A 25,300-nucleotide genomic window follows, 5' to 3' on the forward strand; every position below is an offset into this window, starting at 1 on the left:
ACTAAAGATCCATCATGAGCTGCCTCTCAAAATCATCCCCGTCTTCTGTGAGCAGTAGCGCGTCTTTGGGGAGGGGCAGCTCATAGTTTTTCCCCAGAAACGGCAGCAGCACCCGAAGCAGCTGCTGAATGGCGGGCTCATGTACGGTGAAGTCATCATGCCCGATCTGCAGATTTTCAGGAAAGCTGTAGAACAGTCCTCCCAGTGCTTCGGTAAACAGCTGTGTTTCCCTGCCGGATACGATCTTGTCTGCTTCACTGGCCAGGCCCAATACAGGAAAGCCGAAGGGTCGCTTCACCTCCTCGCTGTGAAACCATGTGGGTTCGGCAACCGCTTCCTGGATTGATAGATTTTCCGGTACTGCATTGTTGAACAGTTCTTTCTGAAGATGTACCGGGGTGTGTTTTCCGAAAAACTGGGATCTTACCGCCCATCCGGGAATGAGTCTGTGCTTCAGCATAAATTTGACCAGCGGATGTATCCCCTTTTTTCGCCTTCCGTACGGGGAGGCCATAACTATCAGGCTGTGGAGTTCGTGTTTTTCCAAATCTTTGGCTGCCATGGCGCAGAGGATGCCTCCCAGGCTGTGGCCGAAGAGAATAACCGGCTGACCGGATTCCCGGGAATGAATCTTCGCCAGTTCCCGCACTTCAGTGATGGCGCTGGGAATATCTTCCATTTTCAGGTCAGGGGTGATAACTTCTGTAAAGTATTCTTCAAGGTGGAGTTTTATGGGAGTCCAGAAAAAGCCTCTTACTCCATATCCGTGTATGCAAATAATTCTCCGTGAATCTTTCACAGTGCAAACTCCTCAGGATTCAGCCGGCGCTCGGTCTGTATTGAAAGTATATGAATCAGCCGGTAGGTTGACAATAAAATATCAGGAAGGCGGGTGTTTGGTATAGTCTGGGCCTGTATCCCGGGCGACGCCAGCGGGAGTGAGGAAGGCGAATGCGCGTACGAAACCCCGCCGGGAGTGGTAACGGCGGAAACAATTCAGCCGGGGCAGGTAATATGAGAGAGTTGATCAACTATTGAACATAACGATAAATCGCGATACATTGATTTAATTATACATGGGGGAAACATTGAGCAGGCATACATCAGCAATTAAAACATTCACAGACCGGATAGAGCAGGGGATTGCTCTTTTTGACGGGGCAATGGGAACCCAGATACACGCCCTGGAACCCACCGACGAAGATTATCAGGGGCTGCTGGGGTGCAGTGAGATCCTCAATGTCACGATTCCCGAAAAAATCCGGGCCATTCATGAAGCTTATCTGGAAGCAGGCAGTGACATTATAGAAACCAACAGCTTCGGCTCCAATTCCATCGTTCTTGCGGAATACGGGATTCAGGACAGGGCCCGGGAAATAAGCCGGGTTTCAGCCACTCTTGCCAGAGAAGCCGCCGATGCATGGCAGAATGCCATTCCCGGAAAGCCCCGTTTTGTAGCCGGTTCCATGGGACCGGGCACCAAGCTGATCAGTCTTCGCCAAACAGACTGGCAAAGCATGTATCAATCCTACCGGGATCATGCAGGAGGACTGCTTGAGGGAGGTTCCGATGCCATTCTCATTGAAACCTGTCAGGATCCCCTCCAGATCAAATGCGCCGTTGTAGCCGCCCAGGACGAGATGGAAAAACTGGGGCGAATTGTACCCATTATGGTTTCCTTCACCGTGGAGACCACCGGTACTCTCCTGGTGGGAACGGAAGTGCCTGCGGTGGTGGCCGCCATCACCCCCCTGGGAATCGATACCCTTGGAATGAACTGTGCAACCGGGCCGGAAGATATGGTCAGCTATGTGAAGCAGCTGAGCAGTCTCAGCAGCCTTCCCATATCCGTGCAGCCCAATGCCGGACTGCCCCAGAACGTGGACGGCGAACTGGTGTACACACTCCAGATTGAGGATTATGTAAACAGCATGCTTTCCTTTATCCAGCGGGACGGGGTTCGCATAGCAGGGGGCTGCTGCGGTACCACCCCGGCGTTTATATCCGCACTGGACGCCGCAATACAGAAAGCGGGAATTCGCGAACCGGCTGAGCGCACCCCATCCATCCCCGACTCAGTGAGCGGAATTTTTGCCGCCCAGAGCCTGACTCAGGACAATTCGGCATTTTTTATCGGCGAGCGCACCAACACCAACGGAAGTAAAAAATTCCGTGAGCTTCTCCTGGATGAGAACTGGGACGGCCTGGTGGATGTAGCCAGACAGCAGGTCCAGACCGGCGTGCACGCCCTGGATGTGTGTGTGGCCTACACCGGAAGAGATGAAGTGCGGGATATGAGTCAGGTACTCTCCCGGATGGTCACCCAGGTTCCACTGCCCCTGGTGATTGACAGCACCGAGCTTCCTGTTATGGAAGCCGCCCTGCAGATGTACGGCGGAAGGGCGATTATCAACTCAATCAACCTGGAGGACGGGGAAAAGCGGGCGGATGCCATCTGCCGCCTGGCGAAACGCTATGGCGCGGCACTCATTGCCCTGACCATCGACGAAGAGGGCATGGCCAAGGATGTTGATCGGAAGGTCTCCATTGCCAAACGGATTTTCGATATTGCCGTGAACCGTCACGGGCTGAGAGCAGGAGATCTGATATTCGATCCTCTGACATTCACTCTGGGTGCAGGTGATGAAAGCATGGTGAACTCAGCCATGGAAACCCTGGAAGGGATCCGGCGGATCAAGGCGGAAATTCCCGGGGTGCGTACGGTTCTGGGACTGAGCAACGTGAGCTTCGGGCTGAATCCTTCCAGCCGGAAAGTGCTGAATTCCGTGTTTTTACATGATGCCATGGAAGCAGGGCTGGATTCGGCCATTGTGAATCTGAAGCACATCGTTCCCCTGGCGAATCTCAGCGAAGGAGATATTGCCGTCTCGCGGAACCTGATTCACAACAGACTGGACGAGTCGCCGGATGCGCCGGAGGGCAGTACTCCGCTTTTTCAGTTCATTTCCCATTTTGATTCCAAGAGTCCGGAGGAGAAGGCCGGCGGTGAGATCCAGCTGGAGAACCTGCCCCTGGAGGAGCAGCTTCAACAGAAAATTATTCAGGGTTCCAAGGGAAACATGGATCAGCTGCTGATGCAGGCAATGGAGAAGATCGGCCCCCTGGAAATTATCAATGACATTCTCATCCCCGGCATGAAGGTGGTGGGCGACCTGTTTGGAGCCGGCAAGATGCAGCTTCCGTTCGTTCTCCAGTCAGCCGAAGTGATGAAATTTTCCGTGGATATTCTCGAACCCTACATGGAGCGCCGGGAGTCCAGTGAGCAGAAATCCATTGTTCTCGCCACGGTCCGGGGAGATGTACATGATATCGGAAAAAATCTGGTGGATATTATTCTCAGCAACAACGGTTATAAGGTGTATAACCTTGGAATCAAATGCGAGATTGATACCATTATCAGAAAAGCCGAGGAAGTTCAGGCCGATGCAATCGGTATGAGCGGTCTTCTGGTGAAATCCACCATTGTGATGAAGGATAATCTTGAGGAACTGCAGCGGAGAAAGGTGCACATTCCGGTTCTTCTGGGTGGAGCCGCACTCACACCCTCCTACGTGTGGGATACCTGCGCAAGGGAGCTGGATAGTCCGGTTCTCTACTGTGCAGATGCGTTTGCAGGCCTCAATATGATGAACCTTATAAAAAATGACGGTCTTGACCAATTCGTGGCGGCCGAAAAAGAAAAGAGAAGCAAGCGCCCCGCACCCAGGCCGAGAATTAAAAAGGATGTGCCGGAAAAAATCGAGGTGGACCGGTCGGTGAACATTCCACAGGCACCTTTTCTCGGCACGAAGATAGTTGAAGGCATAGATTTGGATGAGGTTTATACATATCTTACCGAAGAAGTGCTGTTTCGGGGTCGATGGGGATACCGGCGGGGCAAACTCAGCAAGGCAGAGTATGAAGATCTTATCGAATCCCATGTCCGGCCGGAATTTGAGCAGCTGAAATCCATGGCCAGGGAAGAGCAACTGCTGCATCCCAAGGTGATATACGGCTACTTTGAGTGCAACAGTCAGGGGGAAGATGTAATTATGTATGCTCCCGGTACAGACGAAGAGATGGCCCGGTTCACCTTTCCCCGTCAGTCCGAAGCTCCCCGGCAATGCATCGCAGACTATTTTCTGCCCCGGGAAGGGGGCCGGAAGGATGTTATCGCCCTTCAGATCGCAACAGTGGGGATGGCCGCCCATGAGCATAATCAGAAGCTCTATGATCAGGGAGCCTATAAAGACTATCTGCTCTTCCACGGATTGAGCGTGGAAACCGCCGAGGCCCTTGCGGAGTACTGGCATTTGAAAATTCGTCAGGAACTGGGCATTACCGAGGAAGACGGCCAGGGAATTTCCGATTTTGTGATCCAGAAATACCGGGGAAGCCGTTACAGCTTCGGCTATCCTGCCTGTCCCGATCTGAACCAGAACCGCATTCTCTGCAATATTCTGGAAAGTGAACGGATCGGTGTGGTGGTGAGCGAAGAGGATCAGATGGTCCCGGAGCAGACCACCAGTGCATTCATCGTTCATCATCCACAGGCGAAGTATTTCAACGTTGATTAGGCAGGGAAATAAATTTCCCCGGAATGGAAAAAACAGTACATTTTGTCCGGATGAGCATGCTGGTGAATCCGGCCGAGTACTTTCCCCGGCAAAGCTGCAGAAACCCGGCAAAGATGCAGGAAACAGAAGAGCTGAAACCGGCTTATACGGCAAGGGAGGAATTATGCGATATATATGTTCCAACTGCGGATACATTTATGACCCTCAACAGGGCGACCCCGAAGGGGGCATAGAAGAGGGTACGGATTTCGAAGATCTTCCTGAGGACTGGACCTGTCCGATCTGTTATCAGGATTCGTCGTTTTTTGATCCCCTGGACTGAGGAGGGAAAACTATGCCTGACAATGCAGTGCTGAAAACCCGGCTTCTGCGCCGGATATATGCTGCGGCGATGCTCATGCTTTTTCTGTTTACATCATTCGGGCTCTACGCCCAGCCGGACGCCGTTGGAAGAACTCTGCCCCGCAGCTACAGCTCAGCCTCAGGGGTGGAGTTCCGGGTTCAGGAGCTGGTTCGGGGATTGAACCGCCCGTGGTCCCTGGGACTTCTTCCCGGAGAGAATTCCTCCCGGGGTGCCGGGATTGATGGGTTTATTGCACTCCGCCCCGGAGAACTCTATTACTTCACCAATCTTCCCCCAGCCGATGCTTCCGTATCCGGCGGTGAAACAGAATTTCACCGGGTACGCGGTCTTCCTGACATTCATGTACGCCGTCAGGGCGGCCTGCTGGATATCTTCCCCGATCCTGATTTTCACCGGAACCGGTTTGTCTATTTCAGCCTTTCCAAACCCAGGGGAATCAGCGGATCGGCCACCGCCCTGTACCGGGGCCGATTCAATACCGATGGGTATAGGCTGGAGAATCTGACGTTACTGTATGAGATGCAGAATGCGACCCCCAGCAATATCCACTACGGCAGCCGAATTGCTATGGATAATCGGGGAATGCTGTATGTGAGTACCGGTGACCGGGGCAGCTCCGGCCGGGCACAGGATGACGGTGACAGTGCCGGGGGAATTGTGCGTCTTGATCCCGTGGAGAACGACGGAAGCGGAAGAGACTGGACTCTTTACACTACCGGCAACAGAAATGTGCAGGGGATGGCCTGGGATCCCCGGAGAGAACTGCTCATCGCTCACGAACACGGTCCCAAAGGGGGCGATGAGATCAATATTATCCGGGAAGGCAGGAATTACGGCTGGCCTGAGGTGAGCTACGGGGTGAACTACGACGGCAGCCCTGTGAGCAGCCGCAGCAGCATGCCCGGAGTGGAGGAGCCGCTGCTTCACTGGACGCCTTCAATTGCTCCCAGTGGACTGGCGGTATACCCCTCAGACGGCGTATTTGCCATGCCCGGCGAACGGGGCTTCGACGGAGGATTATTTGCCGGTGCGCTTGCAGGAGCGCATCTGCGCTTTGTGAAGCTGCCCCGGAGCTGGGAAGATCGACGGTCGCTCTGGCCCATCAATGAAAATCCCGGCGCATTCCCCGGCTATGAAGAGGAGCAGCTGTTATCCGGGGAACTGGGCCGCATTCGGGATGTGCGGGTTGATGAGAACGGCTATATCTACCTGTTGACAGACGCAGATAACGGAGGGCTTTACCGTCTCATCCCCGCAGAATAACTGCAGGGACAATTTCATGTGGTGGCGAAGCCCTCACTAAGCATCGTTATGCCGGGAAAATCCGGCAGTCAAACGCTGAATGAGCAGCCTCCCATCCCCGGGAGTAGCTGCCGGCATGCTTCCCTGCCATACCGGAGCTTTTCCGCCCCCCCGTGCATTCATAGGTTCAAGAATATCCTTTTTGATACTGTCGAATTCAAGTGACGGATCCCGGCGGTCCATAAGGCACCAGAAAATCTTCGATTCCCCGTCCGCCGATTCGTCATGATCATATGCCCCCAGAACGGCGGTCTGAACCTCGAGTTTCTGCAGATATTTCACAGCGTCTCTCAAATCATTCATATCTCCTTCCTCAAGAAAGAGGGAGATTCCGGGGGCGCTGTGCAAATTGTCCGAACCATCCTCCTGGTCCGGGGTGCGGAAAAGAGCTTCATCGATTCTGCTCATCAGCTGACGGCGTTTCAGCACACCCAGCTCTTTTTTAAGACTGCTGATTTCATGCTGAAGCTCGGATACTCTCCCGGGGATTTCCTCCGGAGGACGGCTGAGCATGGTGCCGGTTTTGCCGCACACATCTTCCTTCATGCGGTAATCTTCAAGGGCTCTGTCTCCGATTTTCCAGTACAGCCGAACCCGGCCCCGGATTCTCTCGGTTTTCAGATGATGGATCAGCCGGATCTCTGCGCTGTTGCGCAGATGTACGCCCCCGCATCCCACCACATCCAGCAGCAGATCATCACTGTTGCCCGGTTCAAGACGGGCATCTTCCGAACCTTTCAGAATGGCAGGAAGTTCGGCATTCTCCGACGGGCTGAATCTGCCAATCTCCAGCACCCTGATCCGGGATTCCACCTTCAGGCTTCTGCGTAGGGGCAGGTTCGCAAGTTCTTCTTCACTGATTTGCCGGGAACGGATATCCAGCCGTGCCAAGATGCAGCGGTTGGCCAGTTCCGTTGCCCTGAGAATATCGTTATCCGGGATGTCTCCCGCCTGAAATTCAACAGTGGTATAATCACTCCCCTGGTGCACCGAGATGGTGGGGTAGCTGCCGATGAGCCAAAAGGCGGCGGAGATGAGGTGCTGACCGCTGTGCTGCTGCATATAGTCCCAACGGTGCTTCCAGTCCAGGCTCAGCTCCCCCTGATCGCCGGGACGCAGCTTTCCGTTGAGTTCCATGACATGAACTGTGGAGGAAGGATCCCCAGGAAACCCCGGGATATCCGATCCTTTCAGGGTATCCAGTACCGGGTATCCTTCAAAACTGCCCCGGTCTCCGGGCTGACCTCCCCCCCGGGGATAAAATTGGCTCTCCCGGAATACAACTGCGGTTCTGGACAGGCCGTCAAGCTCCAGCTGATGCATTGCTTCTATGCGGGTCTGAATGTTTCGTGTGTATGGCTGCTGATGATACAGGCTGCTGCCATTCTGGCTCATAAATTTACCTCCGGCAACATCCTTCATACCATATTTTCATCAGCTTTGAACATCTTCTCCGGGAAGTCTCCTGACGGCCCCCTGGTCGGCGCTTGTGGCATGCAGCGCGTACATTCGCAGCGCCCTGCTCACCTTTCTGTCCCGGTTTTCAGGTGTGTATGCGGCAGCGCCCCGCCTGTTTTGACGTTCACGCCGTCGTTCCAACTCCTCCGGGGAAACCTGAACGGAAATGCTCCGCTGGGGAATATCTATCTGGATGCTGTCTCCATCTTCTATGAGGGCGATTTCCCCTCCGGCGGCCGCCTCGGGGCTTACATGACCGATGGAGAGGCCGCTGGTGCCTCCGGAAAAGCGTCCGTCGGTGATCAGAGCGCAGGATTTTCCCAGCTTCATGCTCTTCAGGTAACTGGTCGGGTAGAGCATCTCCTGCATTCCCGGACCGCCTTTGGGGCCTTCATAGCGGATAATTACCACATCCCCGGATTTCACCCTGCCGTTGAGTATGCCATGGATGGCGTCATCCTGACTCGCGAAGACCACTGCCGGGCCCTGAAAACGGAAAATGCTCTCATCCACCCCTGCGGTCTTCACGATGCAGCCCCGCCGGGCGATATTGCCGGTGAGTACTGCCAGTCCTCCGTCGGGATAATAGGCATGTCCGACATCCCGGATGCAGCCGTTGAGCCTGTCAGTATCCAGGGTTTTATAGAGGGATTTCTGGCTTCCGAGTACCAGGTTCTTCACACCCCCCGGCGCAGCGGAATAGAAATATCGTGCATCCTCTGTCACCCGTCCCCGGGATTCGTAAATATTGTATTCGTTCAGAGTCTGCTTCAGGGAAGGGGAGTCCACACGTTTCACCGAGCTGTCGATCAGCCCTGCATCGGCCAGTTCGCTGAGGATGCCCATAATTCCCCCGGCCCGGTGGACGTCTTCAATATGATACTTGCTGTTGGGGCTCACTTTACAGATGCAGGGAATGTTTCTGCTTAGGCGGTCAATGTCCTCCATGGTGAATTCCGCCTCGGCTTCTCTGGCGATTGCCAGCAGATGGAGAACGGTATTGGTGCTTCCCCCCATTGCGATATCCAGACTCATGGCGTTGAGAAAGGCCTGGCGGCTGGCGATGGAACGGGGAAGAACATCAGAATTATCATTCTCATAGTATTCCCGTGCCAGCTCCACAATCCGCCCGGCGGCTTTGCGGAACAGTTCCCGCCGTCCCGCATGGGTCGCCACAAGTGTGCCGTTTCCCGGAAGCGCAAGTCCCAGAGCTTCATTCAGACAGTTCATGCTGTTGGCGGTAAACATTCCCGAGCAGCTTCCGCAGGTGGGGCAGGCATTCTCTTCAACCACTGAGAGCTGCTGATCGCTCACCGAGCTGTCCGGTCCCATAACCATCACATCAACCAGATCATAACGATCATCTCCCACTCTGCCTGCTTCCATTGGACCGCCGCTTACAAAAATGGTGGGAATATTCAGCCGCATGGCCGCCATGAGCATGCCCGGAGTTATTTTGTCGCAATTGGATATGCAGATAAGAGCATCGGCGCAGTGGGCGTTCACCATGTATTCCACGCTGTCTGCTATCACCTCACGGCTGGGCAGAGAATAAAGCATTCCCTCATGACCCATGGCGATCCCGTCATCAACGGCGATGGTGTTGAACTCGGCGGCAAAACAGCCGCTTTCTTCAATAATCGATTTCACTTCCTGTCCGATATCATGAAGATGAGCATGGCCCGGAACAAATTGAGTGAACGAATTTGCAATTGCGATGATGGGCTTTCCGAATTGATCGGACTGCATCCCGTTGGCACGCCAGAGCGACCTGGCACCGGCCATATTTCTACCTGAGGTATTTGTGGTACTTCGTAATCGTGGCATTCTGCGCTCCCGTATAAATATACAGATGAACTGTATAATTTCTACGGGGCTTGCGCAAGTGGCGTATCAGCATGCAGGATGCCGCCGGGATCACCGGAAACCCCCGGGACGGAGCGGAATACTAATAAGAGAACCGAATACTCATCAGCCGAACAGACTTTCTGTCAGCTGTTCAACCTCGTCATATTTCAGGGGCTGAATATTCATTTCCCTGGATAACACCAGTAAATGGCGCTTCAGTACGTCGGCATCCCTGGGAAGATTGTTCTGCATATATCCGTAGGCAATCTCAACAATCTCTTCAGGGCTTCGGGTCTGGTCTCCTTTGGGAGCGGCGGAAGAAATCTCTTCCCAGAACTGTTGGCATAAATCGTGTAGTTTCGGCATACGCCCAGTATAGCACAACTGCGGAACGGGAAAAGGATTTTCTGGACTCTTTTTCCATCCGTTCTTATACTCATCACATGAAGATATGCATATTGGACGGACATACCATGAATCCCGGCGATCTGAGCTGGGATCCGGTTGCCAAACTGGGCGACCTCCATATATATCCCCGGATGAAGGCTGCGGATGTGGTGACCCGTGCCGCAGACGCTGAAGTGATTCTCACCAATAAGGTGCCCATCGGACGGGATATGATGGATTTGCTTACCCGGCTGAAATATATCGGAGTACTGGCCACCGGGTATAACACTGTTGACAGCGCGTATGCCCATCAGCTTGGATTACCGGTGACCAATATCCCCGGATATTCCCGTGATTCGGTTGCACAGATGGTGTTTGCATATATTCTTCACGTAACCAATATGGTCTGGGACTACAACAATTCGGTGAAAAACGGAGACTGGGAAACATCGGCTGATTTCTCCTACATCCGTACTGCTCCGGTTGAACTCAGCGGGAAAACCCTGGGAATTATAGGCTACGGTGACATCGGCAGGAAGCTGGGGGAAATGGCCCGGGCTTTCGGCATGGAGGTGCTCATTTCCCGGAAGCAGGACGGGACGCTCCCCGGGGGATCCCAGGATGATATTAATCTGGGCCGGGTTCATGCGGTGCCCATGGAAGAGCTTTTCGAGCGCAGCAGTTTCATTTCCCTTCATACTCCCCTGAACTCCCATACCAGAGAGATGGTGGATTCGTCCCTTCTGAGCAGGATCAAACCGGGAACCGTACTGCTGAATACTTCAAGGGGCGGGGTAATTCACGAGGAGTCAGTCCTTGATGCCCTGGATGACGGAAAGCTGATCTGCTACGCCGCTGACGTGTATGACCAGGAGCCGCCTAAACCTGCCTCAGCACTGATCCATCATCCCAAGACGCTGTTCACGCCCCATATTGCCTGGGCCAGCCGTGATGCCAGGGAACGGGCGATCCGGATAGCCGCAGACAATATTCAGGCCTGGATGGACGGAAAGCCGGTGAATGTGGTGAACGACGTGCAGCGGGGCAGGGTGTAGTACACTCCCTCAGCTAAGCTCCCTATACTCCTATGTTACGCCGGGGAATAGCAGAGATAGTCACAAAACTCCCTGGGGAGAACTATTTCTTCCATAGACTGGACGTTGTCCTGCCTCTGAAAATCTACCAGTAAACCATCTTCCTTCCTGCTTTTCACGGTGAATCTGTCGCCTAAATGGATTTCATGCTCGTGAATGTATTTCAGCAGCCCTTCCTTCTCTTCGCCCTCTTCGGTGATGCGTGAAAATATCCCGGATTCCCCTTCCTCTGCCCCGGAAATTTGGGGATAAGCAAGGATTTTTTCTTCGTCATCTGTTCCGGGGATGGGGTTGCCGTGGGGACAGGTCTGGGGTTTGCCCAGGGCTTTGAACATCCTTTCCTCAAAAATGTCAGAGATATTGTTTTGCAGTCGCTTCGCTTCTATATCAATTTCATCCCAGGTGAATCCAAGATGATCCATGAGAAAATGTTCAAGCAGATAATGACGGCGGAGCATTTTTACGGCAAACCGTGAACCCCTTTCGGTCATTTGTATGTGGGAATATCTTTCCTGGGTGATCAGATCCAGTTTTTTCAATCTGTTGACCGCCTGGCTCACAGCAGGTCTGCTTACATCCAGCCAGTCAGCCAGTTTCGAGTTCGATACATGACCGTGATCTCGGTTGATCAGGTAAATGGCAGAAAGGTAATCGCTTGCTGCGGGAAACGTCTGTAAAATATCTTCAAATTCCATATCCATTTTCAAAATATATACGGAAATTGCTTTTATGCACAGCGTTTTCACCTGAATCTGCCAAATTCCAGTGTTTCCATACCCTGTGTGACAGTAGCAGCTTCCTTCCAGATTCCCGCTGTGTTGGCGCAGAAGGAATGCTGGGCTATAATACAAGAAACGGATCGCCTTACGCGCTCCCGATACATCTTCCCGGAGGTTTTCATGAATTGGGCACATAATAACAGGCTGAGATTTCTTCCGCTCCTGCTGTTGATGCTGGGAGTTCTGTCTGTTTCCCCCTCCCTGCATGCATCAGGGACAAGCGAAGAGTCGGATGAAAACCTTAGAATCTCCGTACCCCAGGGGCCGGAGATACCCAGGCTTCCAGCCAGGCTTCATAATCAGGATGATTTTCGACTGGTTCTGAATGCCTTTGATGAATTAATACGTCAGACTGACCCGATCATCGAATCGGTGGTTTTCAATGGAGTGGATGCCAACACCGTTCCCCTGGAAAGGCTCAGGGAAGCGACTCAGTGGTGGAAAGAGTATCTCTCGGATCTGTCGATACAGGCTGAAAATCCACGGCTGGGCGCCGGAGATATTGACACCTTTTTATCCGATCTCATCAGTAAGGACCGTCAGCTCCAGGAGCAGCTGGACAGACTCAATCAGGTAATTGAATTGGAAAACCGGGCTGCGGAAGATTCTGAGTGATTCAACGGTAAATAACCAGCAGGTAATCCTCTTGATCCTGATTCCCGTCCTGTCTATTTCGGCTGATACTGTGATCCCTGCTGAACCTGGTGATGGGAGTAATATAGCATTCAAAGTGCTCTGCGGTATCCGTGTAGAGGGTAAAACGGCCTCTGCTCAGCCGCCCGCTGTCCCGGGCCTCCTCAAAGATTCTGTTCAGTTCAGAACTTCTCACATAGCTGAGCATGCTTGAGCCCGTGAGGCGGCGTGTGCTTGCATCCAGAAGTGTATCTTCGCGGAAATCAGAATCATGAAGCTCCGATTCACGTTTCATGAGAAAACGTGCAGCCGGAATATTGTGCTGAATAATAATTTGATGACGGTCCAATACCATCACCACATCCTTCTGAAGATTAAACACTCTCTGGAGCTCTTCTCTCTGACGGTTCAGGTCTGTTATTTGATGTTTCAGTGCCTTGGCCATCTTTTTCATCGCCCTTGCAATGCTTGCAAACTCATAGGGCCGGAGAATATAGAGATCCAGCTCCCATTCTCCACGTTCAATATCTTCCGCGGCTGATAGGATCTTGGACAAGGGTTTCTGAATCGCCCGTAATTGGGTGATTATCACGATGATGGATAAGCTGATAATTATACCGCTGATAATAGCGATTACCCGGTAGCTGTTGGCCAATAGCTCTTCCGTCTGGGTGAGTCTGGAGGCGGTCCTTATAACCAGCTGCTCACCGGAAAACTCCGACGGGGGAGCCAGCGGCCGGGCGAAATACATCAGGTCCGCATTGAGGGTGGAGCTGTATCTTGTGGTATGATCTTCCCGTCCAAGCAACGCGGAGCTGATCTCCGGCCTGAGGGCGTGATTATCCATCTCTGAGGGTTGAGCCCAGTTATCGGCGATAACCGTACCGTCCTCCTGAATTACGGTGATCCGTATATCCGCCTGATCTGCAAGTTTGCTGGTATAATCCTGGGCCCAGTCCGGAGAGTTCCCCTCTCTGTCCTGGAATTCAGTGAGAAATGCGGCAGAGAAAAATTGAGCAGAGGCTTCAAGAATTCTCCGGGTTTCTCTGAGGGTATTTGAGCGTATGACCCCTGTGAGAAAAATACTGATTAGTACCATGCTCAGCAGGGTAATAAGAGGTAGAATTATAAAACTTCTTCGAAGGCCCTGGGTCCGGCCGAATCCGTACAACATTCGGAAAGAACTGTATCAGCGGCTGATGTGAGTGTCTATAACTTTATGCAGAATCTATATACAGATATTCAATCTTCATACAGATGTATGCAGGGGTCAGAGAATTCTGAAATTCTCCCAGTATCCCTGTCTGGATTGAAATTCCAGGGGAGGTTTTTCCAACTCTCTGAGATAAAAATACCCCAGCCGGCAGAGAACAGGGGCTGCGGAAATGGACCGTCCCAGAGGTTCACATAGGCTGATTCCCCCGCGAAGCCGATCCTCAGCCATGCTTAGGTAACGCACTGCACCCTGCTCATGATACCAGCTGCAGGCAATAATCCCTTTCATGAGAATTCGCATGCTGTGGATATATTTCTGGGTATCCTGGGTGAGGGGAAGAATTCGGTTCAGACTGGATCGGAAGTTTTGGAAAATCTCCACAAATTCCGGTTCATATTCGCCGGCCCAGAACTCCATCCCCTGAATGATCCGATAGTTTCGCTGGTGCATGGCCTGATTTGCATAGACCTTTTTCCGGTACACCGCCTTCTGGAAATACTGCTGGGATAATATATGGAATTTCATCCCCGGAGAGATGCTGAACTGGTAGCCCAGTTCCTTCAGGAGACGGTGACCCGGTACCGTATGGGGTGAGGCGGCTGTGCCGTACACAGCAGTTGAACTCTGCTGCTGCCGGAAGCGCTGCAGGGCCTGCTCATACACTTCCTGCACTCTTATAAACAGTTCCCCATCCTGATTGTGAAGATCAGGATGGGTTGATTTACTGAGAATCCGGTATATGAGTTTCAGTTCCTGAAAGCTGTAGCTGCGGTTCTCCCGGATGGTTTCAAGAAGCTGAATTATCCGGGATCGTGAAAGCCGTTGGGATTCATCGGTATAGGCTTCCGGGCCGCCGGACTGGGAGTCCTTCATGGAAAGAAGATTATGCCAGTGCCAGGGCCAGTTCTGCCATCGCCCCCATACCTTTTTCCCTGTCCTGAAGAATATCGTGGCTGCTGTCCAGCAGACTGTCGCTTACCGTGAGAATACTCAGCGCTTTTTTTCCGTAGGAGGCAGCCAGGGTGTACAGTTCTGCACTTTCCATTTCAATTCCCAGCACAGCGTATGAAGCCCACAGCTTCCACTCCTCAGGATGGGAATCATAAAAGCTGTCGGTGGAGAGAATATTGCCCACGTGGACGTCCAGTCCCCGATCTCTGGCCGTAGTGTATGCCTTGCTGAGAAGGGTGAAATCTGAAATTGCGGCGAAATCAAGATTGTTGAAGCGCCGGCGGTTCATGTTTCCGTTGGTGCAGGCTCCCTGGGCGAGAATGATCTGATTCACCTTTACATGCTCCTGGATGGATCCGCAGCTGCCGATTCTGATGATCTGTTCCACTCCGTAATCCCGGTAGAGTTCATTGGCATAGATGGAAAGAGAAGCCTGTCCCATACCGGAACCCATGAAACTCACCCGTTTTCCCTTATATTCTCCGCTGAGACAGTACATTCCCCGCAAATCGCTTACTGTTTCCGGGTTCTCCAGATATTTTTCGGCAAAATACTTGGCTCTGAGCGGATCTCCGGGAAATAATACCGTAGGTGCAATTTTTCCTGCTTCCGCATTGATATGAATACTCATGTTATTCCTCCGTTTTTCGGCGGGCGGTCTCAGTGCCGGCGATTTTCTTCATCCGGCTGAAAGCCATTCTCCGCCTGTAGTGTAGAATTATGTAATCTCCGCCTCTTCTGTATCGCCGCCCTGGGAATCGCCACCCTGGGCATTGTAGCTCTGGGAATCGCCGTTCTCCCCTCCATCCTCACGGGGCGGATCACCGGTTCTTTCCTCGATCATTCTGATCATGGGAAGAAGCAAATCTGTCAGTGCCGGGGAGAACTGTAGTTCCGCAGTCAGCAGTTTGACGCCTTCTTGGTGGGTGTCCTGGATTGTTCCGGTTATGGCGGCCTGTACAAGAAAAGAACCCTGGGACCATACAACTTCCAGTGAGAGCTGTTCAATACCGTTATTCAGGGCAGGGGCGAGACTTTTGGATATATAGAGACTGCACGTGGTAAGCCCGATCTCCTTTACCAGACATCTGTATCGACCGCTTCCGGGAATTATCAGGTGAAGGGCGGAACTGATTTCTGCCTGCTGGAGCAGCCTTGTTGGGATCCCTGTTCTACTCTCTTTCCTAGCCTCCCATGCCTGTTCAAGTTCTTCATAGAGCTGGAACAGGTCAATGAGAATAGTTTTGAAATCATCTGAGGGAGACAGGATCTTCAGGTCTACCAAAACTGCGTTTCCTGCTCCGTTTCCGCTGTGTATCTGTTTGATGAGTATTTTCAGAAATAATCCGATTTCATGGGAAAATCTGGGTGATACAAAACGCATTCGGAGCTGCTGAGGACTCTCCTTCATTGATTCCAATAACGCAATTTCCCGTTCGCTCATGCTTAAAAGAATTTTTCCCGATGTAAATCCGATTTTTACCGGTACGGCATACAGAAAAAAATCCTTGAGCTTGATGAAGGTATGCCGTTTTTTCAGACCCATCCTGTGAATCAGGTAACTGTCGAGTTTCAATTCGCTAGTACCGTAAGCAGCCTCGTATTTCCGTATAAATGCCTGATCCATAATCACAGTATATCAGATTCAGGTAGGGATGCCATAATTTATCGGATACAGTTTGCTTTTTCATGGCGCGGATTTGTATATTAATCCTGAGGTAAATACTATGAAAAACCTTTCTAAAAAGAACCATGCGCTGTTCCGTCTTCCAAGGCTGATGGTAATTGCCGTCTGCCTGTTACTTGCCCCGGCCCTGTTTGCATCAGGAGGGGAGGAGAGCCGGGAGTCAGACAGCGGGCAACATAGAGCCCCGGAGGTGGATTATATGAAAGATATTCCTGAAAACCATGAAATAGCGACCCTGGGTGGAGGCTGTTTCTGGTGTGTAGAAGCGGTATACGAGCCCATCGAGGGCGTCTACGGTGCCGTTTCCGGCTATGCAGGGGGAGAACTGGAAAATCCCAGCTATCAGCAAATAAGCACCGGAAGAACCGGCCACGCTGAAGTAGTACAGCTTTACTATGATCCTGAAAAGATCAGCTATGAGCAGGTATTGAAACTGTTTTTCAAGGCACATAACCCTACAACTCCCGACAGACAGGGACTTGATGTGGGCCCCCAATACAGGTCAATAATTCTCACCCATGATGACTCCCAGGCTGAAACCGCACGGAAGGTGATGAAGGAAGCCCAGGAGGACTGGCCCGATCCCATTGTAACGGAGATTGAACCGCTTACCGCATTCTATCCTGCGGAGGAATATCATCAGGATTTCTATGAAAAAAATCCCAACTACGGATACTGTGCCGCCGTGATCCGTCCCAAAATGGAAAAGCTGGGCCTTGAAGGTGAAGACAAGATCAACGTACTTGAGCTTGATCTGTAATATGAAGCCGGGAGAGCCTGCCCCGGGATTGTTCCCGGGGCTTTTTTTTGGTATAAGCAGATATGACCAGCAGCGATACGGGGCACAGCTCACGACAAATCCTTGAAAAATACTACGGAAACGATCTGCATATTATCGGCAGTGCCGAACTTGCCGTGGTGAAGAACGGAAGACCGGCTCAGACCCGCTGGGGTGTATGCTTCATTTCCGGGTCGCCGGATTCACCGGTCCTGGTTCATTTTGCCTTCGATAAGCAGGACTGGGTGGAATCCCTCACCGGAAACAGAAGGGAGCCCGTGGATACTTCGTTGGAAATTCCTCTTTCAAGTGCCCGGTTGCTGTATGCGGAAAAACCGGGATTCCTGAAGCGCCTTCTGGGCTCGGATGTGGGAATGGTTGAACTTGCCTCTGACCAGGCAAAGACCGTCCGATTTCGTTCTGGAAAAGGCGAAACTCTGATGGTGGAAGCTGAGCGCTTCGGGTTTAACGTGGAATCCGTCAAGGCGTTTACCCGTCATCTTCTTGAGTATCTTCCTTCCGGGAATTCTCCTCTCCACATGCCGAAGGAATAACCATCACCGGACAGCATGCGTCTGCAACAACCCCTTCGGAAACCGAGCCTAAAATTACCCTTCTTAATGGATTGTGCCCGTGACTTCCGATCATAATCAAATCAGCGTCCAGCTTATCAGCCTGTTCGAGAATGGTTTCCACCACCGGTCCCTGTTTGAGGACAGCGGAAACCCGGATATCTTCACCCTTCAGGTTCTTTACATAGGAAGTTAATTGTTCGTGCTCGTTTTCCAGTTCCTGTTTTATGACTTCCATTACGCCCTCATCGCTATAGTACATCGGCATGCCTGCACCCAGAATATCCTGAGAACCCAGGTTATAGCCTATATACAGGTCCCGTACGGCGGTGGCAACATGGAGAAGGGTAAGATCCGCATCAAATTTCATGGCCTGTTCTCTGGCATAGTTTACAATTATATTTGATACCGGCGTGAAATCCAGGGCGACTAATATGTTTTTCATACTGTCCTCCTGAATTCAATTGTAGCAGATAAGAAGGTTTGTGCAACATGAAACACTCAACGGATGTCATGTTGATATGCGCCACCGGGTTGATATGCGCCACCGGCACCGGCATCTGCAGCCTGCAATCTATGCTGCATCATGTATTCTGCTTTGAAAATTCTGACGAATCAAGCGTAACTGCTTGCGTACTCTCCGCCTGTAACGGTATTCATCCACCAGAGCGAGCAGCTTTTCAATGCTACCCAGCAATAGTATAAGGGGAATGATCCCTGCAGCCACGATAAGTGTTCCTTCGATTGCGCTCATAGTAATGTCCATAATACTCCTCCGTATCTGCAGATAAGCAAATGCTGTGCCATGATGCATTCAGAACATCAGAAAAAGCATAGTCTTAATAACGTGTTGCACATAAAAGAAATACAGACAGTCAGAAATACAGATCCTTCTCATATCTACCTGAAGAAAAAATCTGTGGAAAAGAGAAGGTAAAAAAATGAGCGGAAAGCAAAAAAATTACATACTGATCTCACAGGTTTTACCCGGCAATTGCCCATTTTTCTTTGTGATGTGTAGATACTGAATATCATTCAAGTTATAGTTTGAAGTGACAGTCGCCGGCATTCAGTCGGTGTGACAAACCTGAAACAACACAGCCAGACAGGAGGCATCAATGCTGCGTACCAGGGAATTCACCGTAGTCAGGCATACACGGAATTACCACATCATGAGGAAATTCTATGAGGAAATTCTGGGTCTCACTGCAGTACGGGAATGGGACCGGGGCACCAATGACAGAGGAGTTCTGCTCTCCCCGGGTGAAATGAGCGGAAACGCGCTGATCGAAATAATTCAGCTGAATGATGTGGCAGTGCCCAATGCCCCGTCACCGGTAAATCTTGAACTGAGCCTGGAAGTGGAGGACGTAAATTCTATTTATACACAGCTTCTGGAACATAAAATGCCCATTGCCCGGAAACTCATGGAGGATCCCTGGGGCCACAGCAGTTTTGGAATTGATGACCCCGAAGGTCTGAGAATTTGGGTGTATCAGGTGAATGCATCCTGAGCAGGCCGTCGGTCCCGCCGGCACGGGTTGTGCCACGCCGGAAAATTCACGTAATTTTTGCCTTTTATGCGGCGGTGCATTGAAGCCCCGTCCCCTCTATGCTATATTTTTTCGAACAACGCTATATATGGTGGTTAAATCCCTTGAATAAGCGGATATAACCACTTAATATAGTATGAGAAAATTACACAGGGAGGGCAATCATGCCAGAGGGTAAACTCATCGATGTTCAAAAGGTGGAGCTTCAAGCAGATGAAAAGCTTGATATCACACTGGAGGAAGGTTTTACCATGCCGGAAACCATTCTCAAAAGAGATGGAAACAAGCAGGAATTCCAGCCCATTCGAATTAAGAAGGCCATGGAGCGTTGTTTCCAGAGTATCGGCGAAGAACCCAAGGCAAATCTGGTCGAACTCACTAACCAGATTGTAAATGTGGTTGCCGTGAAGTATCAGACTCCGACAGTGGAGCAGGTTCAGGATATCGTGGAGATGGTACTCCAGGCTGCAGGGGAGTACGCAGCAGCAAAAGCCTATATTCTCTACCGTGCATCCCATGCGGAAATACGGAAGACCCGGCCGGTTCCCCCGGAAGTGCAGAAGGCCTTCGATGAATCCGACAGCTATTTTCCCACCCAGCTGCAGAAGTTTCAGTTTTACGATAAATACAGCCGCTTTAATTATGATGTTGGCCGCCGGGAAACATGGATTGAAACGGTGAACAGAGCTGTGGATTTCATGAAGGAGCTCAGCAAGAACAAACTCAGTGAAAGCGATTATAACCGGATTCGCAAGGGTATTCTCGAAATGAAGGTAATGCCTTCAATGCGTCTTCTGGCCATGGCCGGAGCACCGGCTGAGCGCAGCAATATTGCAATTTACAACTGCTCCTACCTGCCGGTGGACAGCATCGATTCATTTGTGGAAGCGCTGATCATCTCCATGAACGGCTGTGGTGTCGGCTTCTCCGTTGAGCGCCAGTACATCGAACAGATGCCCAGAATCAAACGCCAGACAGGCACCAAGCGCCCCAATTATGTGGTGGAAGACACCTCCGAAGGCTGGGCCAAGTCTTTGCGCTACGGTCTGGAAACCTGGTTCGCAGGAGAAGATGTGGATTTCGATTTCAGTGAGGTTCGTCCTGCGGGTGCGCCCCTGAAAATCAAGGGCGGCAGGGCAAGCGGTCCCGAGCCCCTGCGTCAGATGCTTCTCTTCGCCCGGGATAAAATCCTCGCCCGACAGGGCAGATTCATGACCAGTCTGGATGCCCATGACATTATGTGCTCGGTTGGCGGTGCAGCGGTATCCGGCGGGGTTCGCCGAACTGCCATGATCAGTCTCTTTGATTACGATGATACCGACATGCGCCACTGCAAAGACGGTGATTTCTGGATCAAAAATAGCCAGCGCTGGAATGCCAACAATTCCGCTGTGTGGCCCAATCGGGAACTCACACAGGAAGAGATTGCACGGTTCGTTCTGGATATGGTGAGTTCCGGAAGGGGCGAACCGGGAATTTTCAACCGCCGTGCAGCGGTGGATAACCGTCCCGAACGCCGGGCGGTACAGGAGTTCGGCACCAATCCCTGCGGTGAAATCATTCTCAGACCCTATCAGTTCTGTAATCTCAGCTCTGCGGTGGCCCGTCCCACAGACAGTTTCGAAGATCTGAAGGAAAAGGTTGAGCTTGCGGCGATGATTGGAACCATTCAGAGTATGGCAACCAACTTCCCTGGGCTCAGAGATGTCTGGAAGAAGAATTCCGAGGAAGAGCGGCTTTTGGGCGTGGATCTGAATGGCCAGATGGATGCTCCGCTGGCTCAGGATCCGGATGTTCAGAGCCGGCTGCGGTATGTAGCGGTTGAGACCAACCGAATTTACGCAAAGAAACTGGGAATTAATCAGAGCGCATCTGTTACTGCAGTTAAGCCTTCGGGAAACTCCAGTCAGCTGCTGAACAGCTCTTCCGGCCTTCATAGCCGCTGGGCGCCCTACTATGTGCGCAATGTCCGGGTAGGCGCCCACACTCCCGTGTACCGGGTATTGAAGGATGAGGGTGTGCCCATGGATCCTGAGAACGGGCAGAATGTCGAGAACGCCACCACCTGGGTTGCCCACTTTCCGGTGAAGAGTCCCGATGACGCCCAGACTCGGGGTGACCGGAGCGCTATTGCCCAGTGTGAGTACTGGCTTCAAAACAAGATCCACTATACCGAGCACAACCCCAGCGTGACCATCACCTACAAGCCGGATGAAGTGATCGACATCATCCACTGGATCTGGAAACATCAGGATAAGATCGGCGGAATGGCCTTCCTCCCCGCAGCAGACGCCCAGTACGAACAGATGCCGTATGAGGAAATTGATGCGGATACATTCGAGAAGCTGTCCAAGAAATTTCCCATCATTGACTTTGCCAAGATCTACCGATATGAGGAAAAGGATCTGACCACCGCTGCACAGGAACTGGCCTGCATGGCAGGAAACTGCGATATATAATCTGTGAGACCTAGCCGGTCCGGCATTTCGGACTGTAATTCCGGAATGGGATTCCGTTCTGGGGCAAATGATCTGTCACCACGGAAAACCGGCAGATTGCATAGAAAAGTCGGCACAGGGTGAAAAAAGCCATATTCCAAGCGGGCCGGGTGAGTTTACCTCTCCGGCCCGTTTTATTTTTGATCACCCGAAGATTTCACCGGGCTCAATCCCGGAATTCCCAGCCGTCCCACGATCAGCTGGAGTGCGTGGTAGACGATCAGGAGGGTAATTCCTCCGTCCACAGCTGCTCCCATGGCTTTCAGCTGGTGAAGCAGGGGAAGGCCCATGGCCATGGTCTTTTGGGTTCCCAGAAAAAACAGGGCGGTTTGCTCATCTTCCGGGAGCCTGCGTCCCGCTGTGAGAGTGATCCGTGCAATAGAAGCATAGAGCAGGGCTGCCAGAATGAATGATACTCCCAGGCTCATTCCTCCTGTACTCTTCATGGGAGAGAGAAGAACAATCAGCAGTATGATCAGCTGTGAGATAGCCCCTCCGGGCAGCTTCCGTCTCGGCGATTTTCCGTAGGACATAATCAGACGGAGCAGTGTTCCGCCGATCAGGGGAACTCCCGCATTGATCAGCAGGGAGAGAACCATGCCTGCAGCTTCCGTTGGGGAAAACCCGGCGCTCCCTAATTGCAGCAGAAGAGAAACCAGCAGGGGAGAAAGAAGGATTCCCAGAATGTTTGCCAGTACAGCATTGATCAATGCCAGTTCTGAGGCCCCTCCCTCCAGCCGGGTGTATACCGTTGAACTTGATACGGTGGTGGGCAGGACGCTGAGCAGGAGAACCGCGGAGGGGAGTCCCAGGGCGGCAAGTCCGGGGGCCAGCGATTCCAGGGATGTGAGAATCAGCGCCGCAGGTATGCCGCACAGCAGGGGAAAGATGAAAAAAATTGTAAGTTGGCTCCTGAGGTGAAAATCCGACCGTTTCAGACTACGGATTAGCACCGAAACATCCATGCCCAATCCCTGGATAAAAAACAGGACGGCCACCAGAAGATTTCCCAGGGCTGAGATTTCAACCACGCTGTCCAGGAGATCTTTGGGGTGCCAATTGGGAGACATTTGATGTATAATAAGTACAGTCAGCAGAGCTATTATGAACCAGCTGCTGCGTAAACGCCCTGCGATACCCGGACCTCCGGAGTTTTCTCCGGAATGCTTTATCCTGGAAGATTGCGGCATAGAATATCCTTTACACAGATTTGGAGAGCATTTTGGAGGATACAGCACTCAGCCCCACACCAGAAGAGATCGCCAAGAATCGGCGAAGCATCAAACGCCACATTCCGGTTCAGGGCTTCTTCCAATATCTCTCTTCAGATTTGTTGGGAATCCGCCAGTTTGCCCGGAACAACGGTATCATAAAGTTTTCATTTTTCATATTCATGCGGCTGGACAGTCAGCTCCCCCAGCGCTTCATCCAGCAGATACAGCGCTCTCTGGCCGAACCTCTTCACAAGGCTCTATATCCGGTGGTGGAAAGCGGCTGGAGATTTTTCCAGAAGCTGGAGTACAACAAGCTTATATATCTCTATCATTTTTCCCGGGAGATAGCCGGGCTTGAACCGGCCACATTCAATCAGTCTCCGGCAAAGATCCTGGATCACATGCGCCATATTGAAACCGCATATTATATCTTTTACAGCGATTCAAGTCTGCTGGCATCTCTGGAGCGTCAACTGGAGCTGTATGCCAAGCTGGGAAATGTACAGAAATTTCCTGTGGATGGAATAATCCGTGCAATACAGATGCTGCTGTCCAGAAACTCCCAGCGTCTCACCCTATACTCGCTGTTTGTGTCCCTCAACTCCATGCATCATAAGCAGTTCTGTGATCTGGAAGATGTTATTACCGAGGAACGGCGAAGTTATTTTGATGCGGATCATTTCGATATAGATGAACATCTTCGTCCCCTTCTGGAGAATTACACCAGTGAAGTGATAATCTCCATCCGGAACCAGATGAAGAACCATAACGAAACCGCCTTATACAAGGGGCTTCTCCCTCCGGGCAGCACATCCGGTAAACACCAACCCAAGCTGCTCAAACAGTTTTATAACGGAAATTCGGGAAATGAAGACCGTTTTACCCCTGAGTTTGAGAATCTGCACAGTTTTCTGGTGGTGTTTTCCCAGAAAGTGCTGATTGAATTTCGGGGTATACTTATGTCGGAAGTAACTGTCACCGGCAAAAAGAAGGTTCGTATTTTCGATACTGCGGTGTTCTCCAATTACTTCAAGCGAATAGCCTATATTAAAGATAAGCTGGATAAAGCCATGCTTAAGGTTCCCCAGTTCTCAAGGGTGCGATATTTACGGGTACTCTCGGAGGGGAGCATGGCGGTCAGCACCAGCGAGGAACCCATTTTCAGCAGCGTGTCCGAACTTCTTTCCCTCTATTTTCAGATGGCCCGGACCCTAGCCAGGGTGCTTGCCCATGGGGCGAAGGCGAAAAACGAAGCTGCGGTACCGGTGATTCGACCGATTGTATATGAGGAGATGCAGTTCTTCATCCCCTTCGAGAGCAGCCTTCAATACAGCTCGGCATTTCTGGCGGGGCAGACGGTTCGGGATGCACTGCGTACCGTGGCGAAAGTTTTGCTCCAGCTCTGTCTGGAGCTCAGGGAGTCGGAGCTTGTTACGATTATCAACAAAGACATACATACCATGGAGACATTAAAAAATCTGATCAAAGAACTGAAAAGAATCAGCTCTCCATCCCGCTACATGGAGCTCCGTGAAGAACTCGGGATAAGGGAGCTTGAGCTGGAACCTGCTCCGGAAAAATAGCGGAGCATCCGGCACTGGAAAATCCCTTACATAGAGCCTACACTGGATTATATAATTAATGTTTGAGGAAGGCTCTGTGTCTAAACAATACCCCAATCTTCCCGGCTCCCGACAGCAGGATTTTTATCTTTTCGGAAATGTCATGAGTAAAAAAGCGCTGTCCAAAGCACGCCGGCGCTACCTGCGTCTGGCACGCCGATACGGGAATCCGGATTCCCTGTACTACCCCTTGACGCTTCACACCGCCGCACAGGGGGCCAGCATCTTCGGGATGCGCTATCTGAACTCTGCAGACCATCCCCAAAAATGGTCAGGAACGGACGGAGCTGAATACTGCGATCTGAGCTCCGTGGACAATCCCATTATCATAGGAACCATCCGAATGGGCTTCGGTCATTACCGAATCGCCCTTGCCCTTGCTTCAGTGGCCAGTTTTCTGGGGTACACACCTGTGTGGCTCGATCTTCTGGATAATCCGAAAACAATTGCCAGCAAAATAATTACCGGTCTTGAGGGGCTGTACAGCTGGGGCAGCAGGCTGAGTGAACGGCTCCCTTTGTTCAATGCGCTTATTTGGGAGAAGGTCACCGACAGAATCGCCCGGAAGCTTGAATATCAGCTGCGGGACTGGCATATGAGCAGATTCTTCGCGCCCAGCATCAGAGCCATACCTGAAGATATCCCGTTTCTGTCGGTTCATCCCTGGGCCGCCCAGGCTGCCATTCACGGGGGTTAAAGAGGGTTATTACCGCAATTCCAGATAACCTTGCTCTGGCATTTCATCTGGCACCGGGCAGTATTCACTG

At 51.8% G+C, this 25,300-nt stretch carries 22 protein-coding genes and 1 pseudogene; 11 read left to right on the plus strand and 12 right to left on the minus strand.

The annotated features are described in order from the left end of the window. Position 1: 1 nt before the first annotated feature. Complete coding sequence (locus L21SP2_RS05990) at positions 2 to 799, minus strand: alpha/beta fold hydrolase (protein WP_024267604.1); 798 nt, start codon at positions 797 to 799, stop codon at positions 2 to 4. A gap of 289 nt (positions 800 to 1,088) precedes the next feature. Here L21SP2_RS05990 and metH point away from each other — a divergent pair, with 289 nt between their 5' ends. From metH to L21SP2_RS06005, 3 genes are all read left to right on the plus strand, one after another. Then, on the plus strand, positions 1,089 to 4,577 hold the full coding sequence (gene metH / locus L21SP2_RS05995) for a methionine synthase (RefSeq protein WP_053335604.1): 3,489 nt from the start codon (positions 1,089 to 1,091) through the stop codon (positions 4,575 to 4,577). A gap of 163 nt (positions 4,578 to 4,740) precedes the next feature. Further along, a complete protein-coding gene (locus tag L21SP2_RS17950; RefSeq protein WP_169730434.1) occupies positions 4,741 to 4,899 on the plus strand; it encodes a rubredoxin in 159 nt (52 codons plus the stop codon). A 12-nt stretch (positions 4,900 to 4,911) separates the two neighbouring features. Next, positions 4,912 to 6,204 carry a PQQ-dependent sugar dehydrogenase gene (locus L21SP2_RS06005; RefSeq protein WP_024267607.1) on the plus strand — a complete coding sequence of 431 codons (1,293 nt, stop codon included), beginning with the start codon at positions 4,912 to 4,914 and terminating at the stop codon, positions 6,202 to 6,204. A gap of 36 nt (positions 6,205 to 6,240) precedes the next feature. Here the strand turns inward: L21SP2_RS06005 and L21SP2_RS06010 are convergent, their stop codons facing one another. From L21SP2_RS06010 to L21SP2_RS06020, 3 genes are all read right to left on the minus strand, one after another. Continuing rightward, positions 6,241 to 7,638, minus strand: a complete 1,398-nt coding sequence (locus tag L21SP2_RS06010; protein WP_144082943.1) for an alanyl-tRNA editing protein — start codon at positions 7,636 to 7,638, stop codon at positions 6,241 to 6,243. Positions 7,639 to 7,677: 39 nt separating this feature from the next. After that, positions 7,678 to 9,528 carry a dihydroxy-acid dehydratase gene (gene ilvD / locus L21SP2_RS06015; RefSeq protein ID WP_081719486.1) on the minus strand — a complete coding sequence of 617 codons (1,851 nt, stop codon included), beginning with the start codon at positions 9,526 to 9,528 and terminating at the stop codon, positions 7,678 to 7,680. A gap of 144 nt (positions 9,529 to 9,672) precedes the next feature. Continuing rightward, a complete protein-coding gene (locus tag L21SP2_RS06020; protein ID WP_024267610.1) occupies positions 9,673 to 9,915 on the minus strand; it encodes a hypothetical protein in 243 nt (80 codons plus the stop codon). A gap of 92 nt (positions 9,916 to 10,007) precedes the next feature. Here L21SP2_RS06020 and L21SP2_RS06025 point away from each other — a divergent pair, with 92 nt between their 5' ends. Beyond that, positions 10,008 to 10,991: a D-2-hydroxyacid dehydrogenase gene (locus L21SP2_RS06025; protein ID WP_024267611.1), complete on the plus strand. Its 984-nt coding sequence runs from the start codon at positions 10,008 to 10,010 to the stop codon at positions 10,989 to 10,991. Between the two features lie 35 nt (positions 10,992 to 11,026). Here the strand turns inward: L21SP2_RS06025 and L21SP2_RS06030 are convergent, their stop codons facing one another. Then, the gene (locus L21SP2_RS06030; protein WP_169730435.1) at positions 11,027 to 11,725 is read right to left on the minus strand and encodes a metal-dependent transcriptional regulator; all 699 of its coding nucleotides are present in this window, start codon (positions 11,723 to 11,725) and stop codon (positions 11,027 to 11,029) included. A gap of 204 nt (positions 11,726 to 11,929) precedes the next feature. On the opposite strand from L21SP2_RS06030, the gene L21SP2_RS06035 reads away from it, so the two are divergent. After that, positions 11,930 to 12,424, plus strand: a complete 495-nt coding sequence (locus L21SP2_RS06035) for a hypothetical protein (protein ID WP_024267613.1) — start codon at positions 11,930 to 11,932, stop codon at positions 12,422 to 12,424. A gap of 1 nt (position 12,425) precedes the next feature. Here the strand turns inward: L21SP2_RS06035 and L21SP2_RS06040 are convergent, their stop codons facing one another. The 4 genes from L21SP2_RS06040 to L21SP2_RS06055 all read right to left on the minus strand — a co-directional run bounded on the left by L21SP2_RS06040 (position 12,426) and on the right by L21SP2_RS06055 (position 16,236). Then, positions 12,426 to 13,616 carry a HAMP domain-containing protein gene (locus tag L21SP2_RS06040; protein WP_024267614.1) on the minus strand — a complete coding sequence of 397 codons (1,191 nt, stop codon included), beginning with the start codon at positions 13,614 to 13,616 and terminating at the stop codon, positions 12,426 to 12,428. 96 nt (positions 13,617 to 13,712) lie between these two features. Continuing rightward, on the minus strand, positions 13,713 to 14,531 hold the full coding sequence (locus tag L21SP2_RS06045) for a J domain-containing protein (RefSeq protein WP_024267615.1): 819 nt from the start codon (positions 14,529 to 14,531) through the stop codon (positions 13,713 to 13,715). Between the two features lie 10 nt (positions 14,532 to 14,541). Beyond that, positions 14,542 to 15,240 (minus strand): purine-nucleoside phosphorylase, encoded by a 699-nt coding sequence (gene deoD / locus L21SP2_RS06050; RefSeq protein ID WP_024267616.1) that lies wholly within the window; start codon positions 15,238 to 15,240, stop codon positions 14,542 to 14,544. An 87-nt stretch (positions 15,241 to 15,327) separates the two neighbouring features. Then, positions 15,328 to 16,236, minus strand: a complete 909-nt coding sequence (locus L21SP2_RS06055) for a hypothetical protein (protein WP_041401260.1) — start codon at positions 16,234 to 16,236, stop codon at positions 15,328 to 15,330. 100 nt (positions 16,237 to 16,336) lie between these two features. On the opposite strand from L21SP2_RS06055, the gene msrA reads away from it, so the two are divergent. Further along, positions 16,337 to 17,056: a peptide-methionine (S)-S-oxide reductase MsrA gene (msrA, locus tag L21SP2_RS06060; RefSeq protein ID WP_144082944.1), complete on the plus strand. Its 720-nt coding sequence runs from the start codon at positions 16,337 to 16,339 to the stop codon at positions 17,054 to 17,056. A 62-nt stretch (positions 17,057 to 17,118) separates the two neighbouring features. Beyond that, positions 17,119 to 17,628 carry a hypothetical protein gene (locus L21SP2_RS06065; RefSeq protein WP_041401261.1) on the plus strand — a complete coding sequence of 170 codons (510 nt, stop codon included), beginning with the start codon at positions 17,119 to 17,121 and terminating at the stop codon, positions 17,626 to 17,628. Here the strand turns inward: L21SP2_RS06065 and L21SP2_RS06070 are convergent. Both L21SP2_RS06070 and L21SP2_RS06075 read right to left on the minus strand, forming a co-directional pair. Then, positions 17,564 to 18,091 carry a universal stress protein gene (locus L21SP2_RS06070; protein ID WP_024267619.1) on the minus strand — a complete coding sequence of 176 codons (528 nt, stop codon included), beginning with the start codon at positions 18,089 to 18,091 and terminating at the stop codon, positions 17,564 to 17,566. The genes L21SP2_RS06065 and L21SP2_RS06070 overlap by 65 nt on opposite strands. A gap of 129 nt (positions 18,092 to 18,220) precedes the next feature. Then, a complete protein-coding gene (locus L21SP2_RS06075; RefSeq protein WP_024267621.1) occupies positions 18,221 to 18,412 on the minus strand; it encodes a hypothetical protein in 192 nt (63 codons plus the stop codon). Positions 18,413 to 18,764: 352 nt separating this feature from the next. Here L21SP2_RS06075 and L21SP2_RS06080 point away from each other — a divergent pair, with 352 nt between their 5' ends. Both L21SP2_RS06080 and L21SP2_RS06085 read left to right on the plus strand, forming a co-directional pair. Then, positions 18,765 to 19,160, plus strand: coding sequence for a VOC family protein (locus L21SP2_RS06080; protein ID WP_024267623.1), 396 nt, complete (start codon positions 18,765 to 18,767; stop codon positions 19,158 to 19,160). A gap of 203 nt (positions 19,161 to 19,363) precedes the next feature. Next, positions 19,364 to 21,658, plus strand: a complete 2,295-nt coding sequence (locus L21SP2_RS06085) for an ATP cone domain-containing protein (protein WP_024267624.1) — start codon at positions 19,364 to 19,366, stop codon at positions 21,656 to 21,658. A 173-nt stretch (positions 21,659 to 21,831) separates the two neighbouring features. Here the strand turns inward: L21SP2_RS06085 and L21SP2_RS06090 are convergent, their stop codons facing one another. Further along, positions 21,832 to 22,887, minus strand: a complete 1,056-nt coding sequence (locus L21SP2_RS06090; RefSeq protein ID WP_024267625.1) for a bile acid:sodium symporter — start codon at positions 22,885 to 22,887, stop codon at positions 21,832 to 21,834. A gap of 32 nt (positions 22,888 to 22,919) precedes the next feature. Between L21SP2_RS06090 and L21SP2_RS06095 the strand changes: the two genes are divergently transcribed. Together L21SP2_RS06095 and L21SP2_RS16970 are read left to right on the plus strand one after the other, a co-directional pair. Continuing rightward, on the plus strand, positions 22,920 to 24,494 hold the full coding sequence (locus L21SP2_RS06095) for a hypothetical protein (RefSeq protein WP_024267626.1): 1,575 nt from the start codon (positions 22,920 to 22,922) through the stop codon (positions 24,492 to 24,494). Between the two features lie 142 nt (positions 24,495 to 24,636). Then, a pseudogene (locus tag L21SP2_RS16970) lies at positions 24,637 to 25,277 on the plus strand (DUF6937 domain-containing protein); the annotation flags it as partial. Positions 25,278 to 25,300 lie beyond the last annotated feature (23 nt).

It is taken from the genome of Salinispira pacifica (assembly GCF_000507245.1).
In the GTDB taxonomy this organism is placed as follows: Bacteria; Spirochaetota; Spirochaetia; order DSM-27196; family Salinispiraceae; genus Salinispira; species Salinispira pacifica.

What these genes read in the sequence shown, in the direction of transcription:
- L21SP2_RS06045 (WP_024267615.1), bottom strand. Translation starts at nt 14,531, where the DNA reads ATGAAGGACTCCCAGTCCGGCGGCCCGGAAGCCTATACCGATGAATCC.
- deoD (WP_024267616.1), bottom strand. Translation starts at nt 15,240, where the DNA reads ATGAGTATTCATATCAATGCGGAAGCAGGAAAAATTGCACCTACGGTA.
- L21SP2_RS06075 (WP_024267621.1), bottom strand. Translation starts at nt 18,412, where the DNA reads ATGGACATTACTATGAGCGCAATCGAAGGAACACTTATCGTGGCTGCA.
- L21SP2_RS06055 (WP_041401260.1), bottom strand. Translation starts at nt 16,236, where the DNA reads ATGGATCAGGCATTTATACGGAAATACGAGGCTGCTTACGGTACTAGC.
- L21SP2_RS06065 (WP_041401261.1), top strand. Translation starts at nt 17,119, where the DNA reads ATGACCAGCAGCGATACGGGGCACAGCTCACGACAAATCCTTGAAAAA.
- L21SP2_RS06005 (WP_024267607.1), top strand. Translation starts at nt 4,912, where the DNA reads ATGCCTGACAATGCAGTGCTGAAAACCCGGCTTCTGCGCCGGATATAT.
- L21SP2_RS06035 (WP_024267613.1), top strand. Translation starts at nt 11,930, where the DNA reads ATGAATTGGGCACATAATAACAGGCTGAGATTTCTTCCGCTCCTGCTG.
- L21SP2_RS06030 (WP_169730435.1), bottom strand. Translation starts at nt 11,725, where the DNA reads ATGGAATTTGAAGATATTTTACAGACGTTTCCCGCAGCAAGCGATTAC.
- L21SP2_RS06020 (WP_024267610.1), bottom strand. Translation starts at nt 9,915, where the DNA reads ATGCCGAAACTACACGATTTATGCCAACAGTTCTGGGAAGAGATTTCT.
- L21SP2_RS06085 (WP_024267624.1), top strand. Translation starts at nt 19,364, where the DNA reads ATGCCAGAGGGTAAACTCATCGATGTTCAAAAGGTGGAGCTTCAAGCA.
- L21SP2_RS06090 (WP_024267625.1), bottom strand. Translation starts at nt 22,887, where the DNA reads ATGCCGCAATCTTCCAGGATAAAGCATTCCGGAGAAAACTCCGGAGGT.
- L21SP2_RS06070 (WP_024267619.1), bottom strand. Translation starts at nt 18,091, where the DNA reads ATGAAAAACATATTAGTCGCCCTGGATTTCACGCCGGTATCAAATATA.
- L21SP2_RS06010 (WP_144082943.1), bottom strand. Translation starts at nt 7,638, where the DNA reads ATGAGCCAGAATGGCAGCAGCCTGTATCATCAGCAGCCATACACACGA.
- L21SP2_RS17950 (WP_169730434.1), top strand. Translation starts at nt 4,741, where the DNA reads ATGCGATATATATGTTCCAACTGCGGATACATTTATGACCCTCAACAG.
- ilvD (WP_081719486.1), bottom strand. Translation starts at nt 9,528, where the DNA reads ATGCCACGATTACGAAGTACCACAAATACCTCAGGTAGAAATATGGCC.
- L21SP2_RS06040 (WP_024267614.1), bottom strand. Translation starts at nt 13,616, where the DNA reads ATGTTGTACGGATTCGGCCGGACCCAGGGCCTTCGAAGAAGTTTTATA.
- L21SP2_RS06080 (WP_024267623.1), top strand. Translation starts at nt 18,765, where the DNA reads ATGCTGCGTACCAGGGAATTCACCGTAGTCAGGCATACACGGAATTAC.
- msrA (WP_144082944.1), top strand. Translation starts at nt 16,337, where the DNA reads ATGAAAAACCTTTCTAAAAAGAACCATGCGCTGTTCCGTCTTCCAAGG.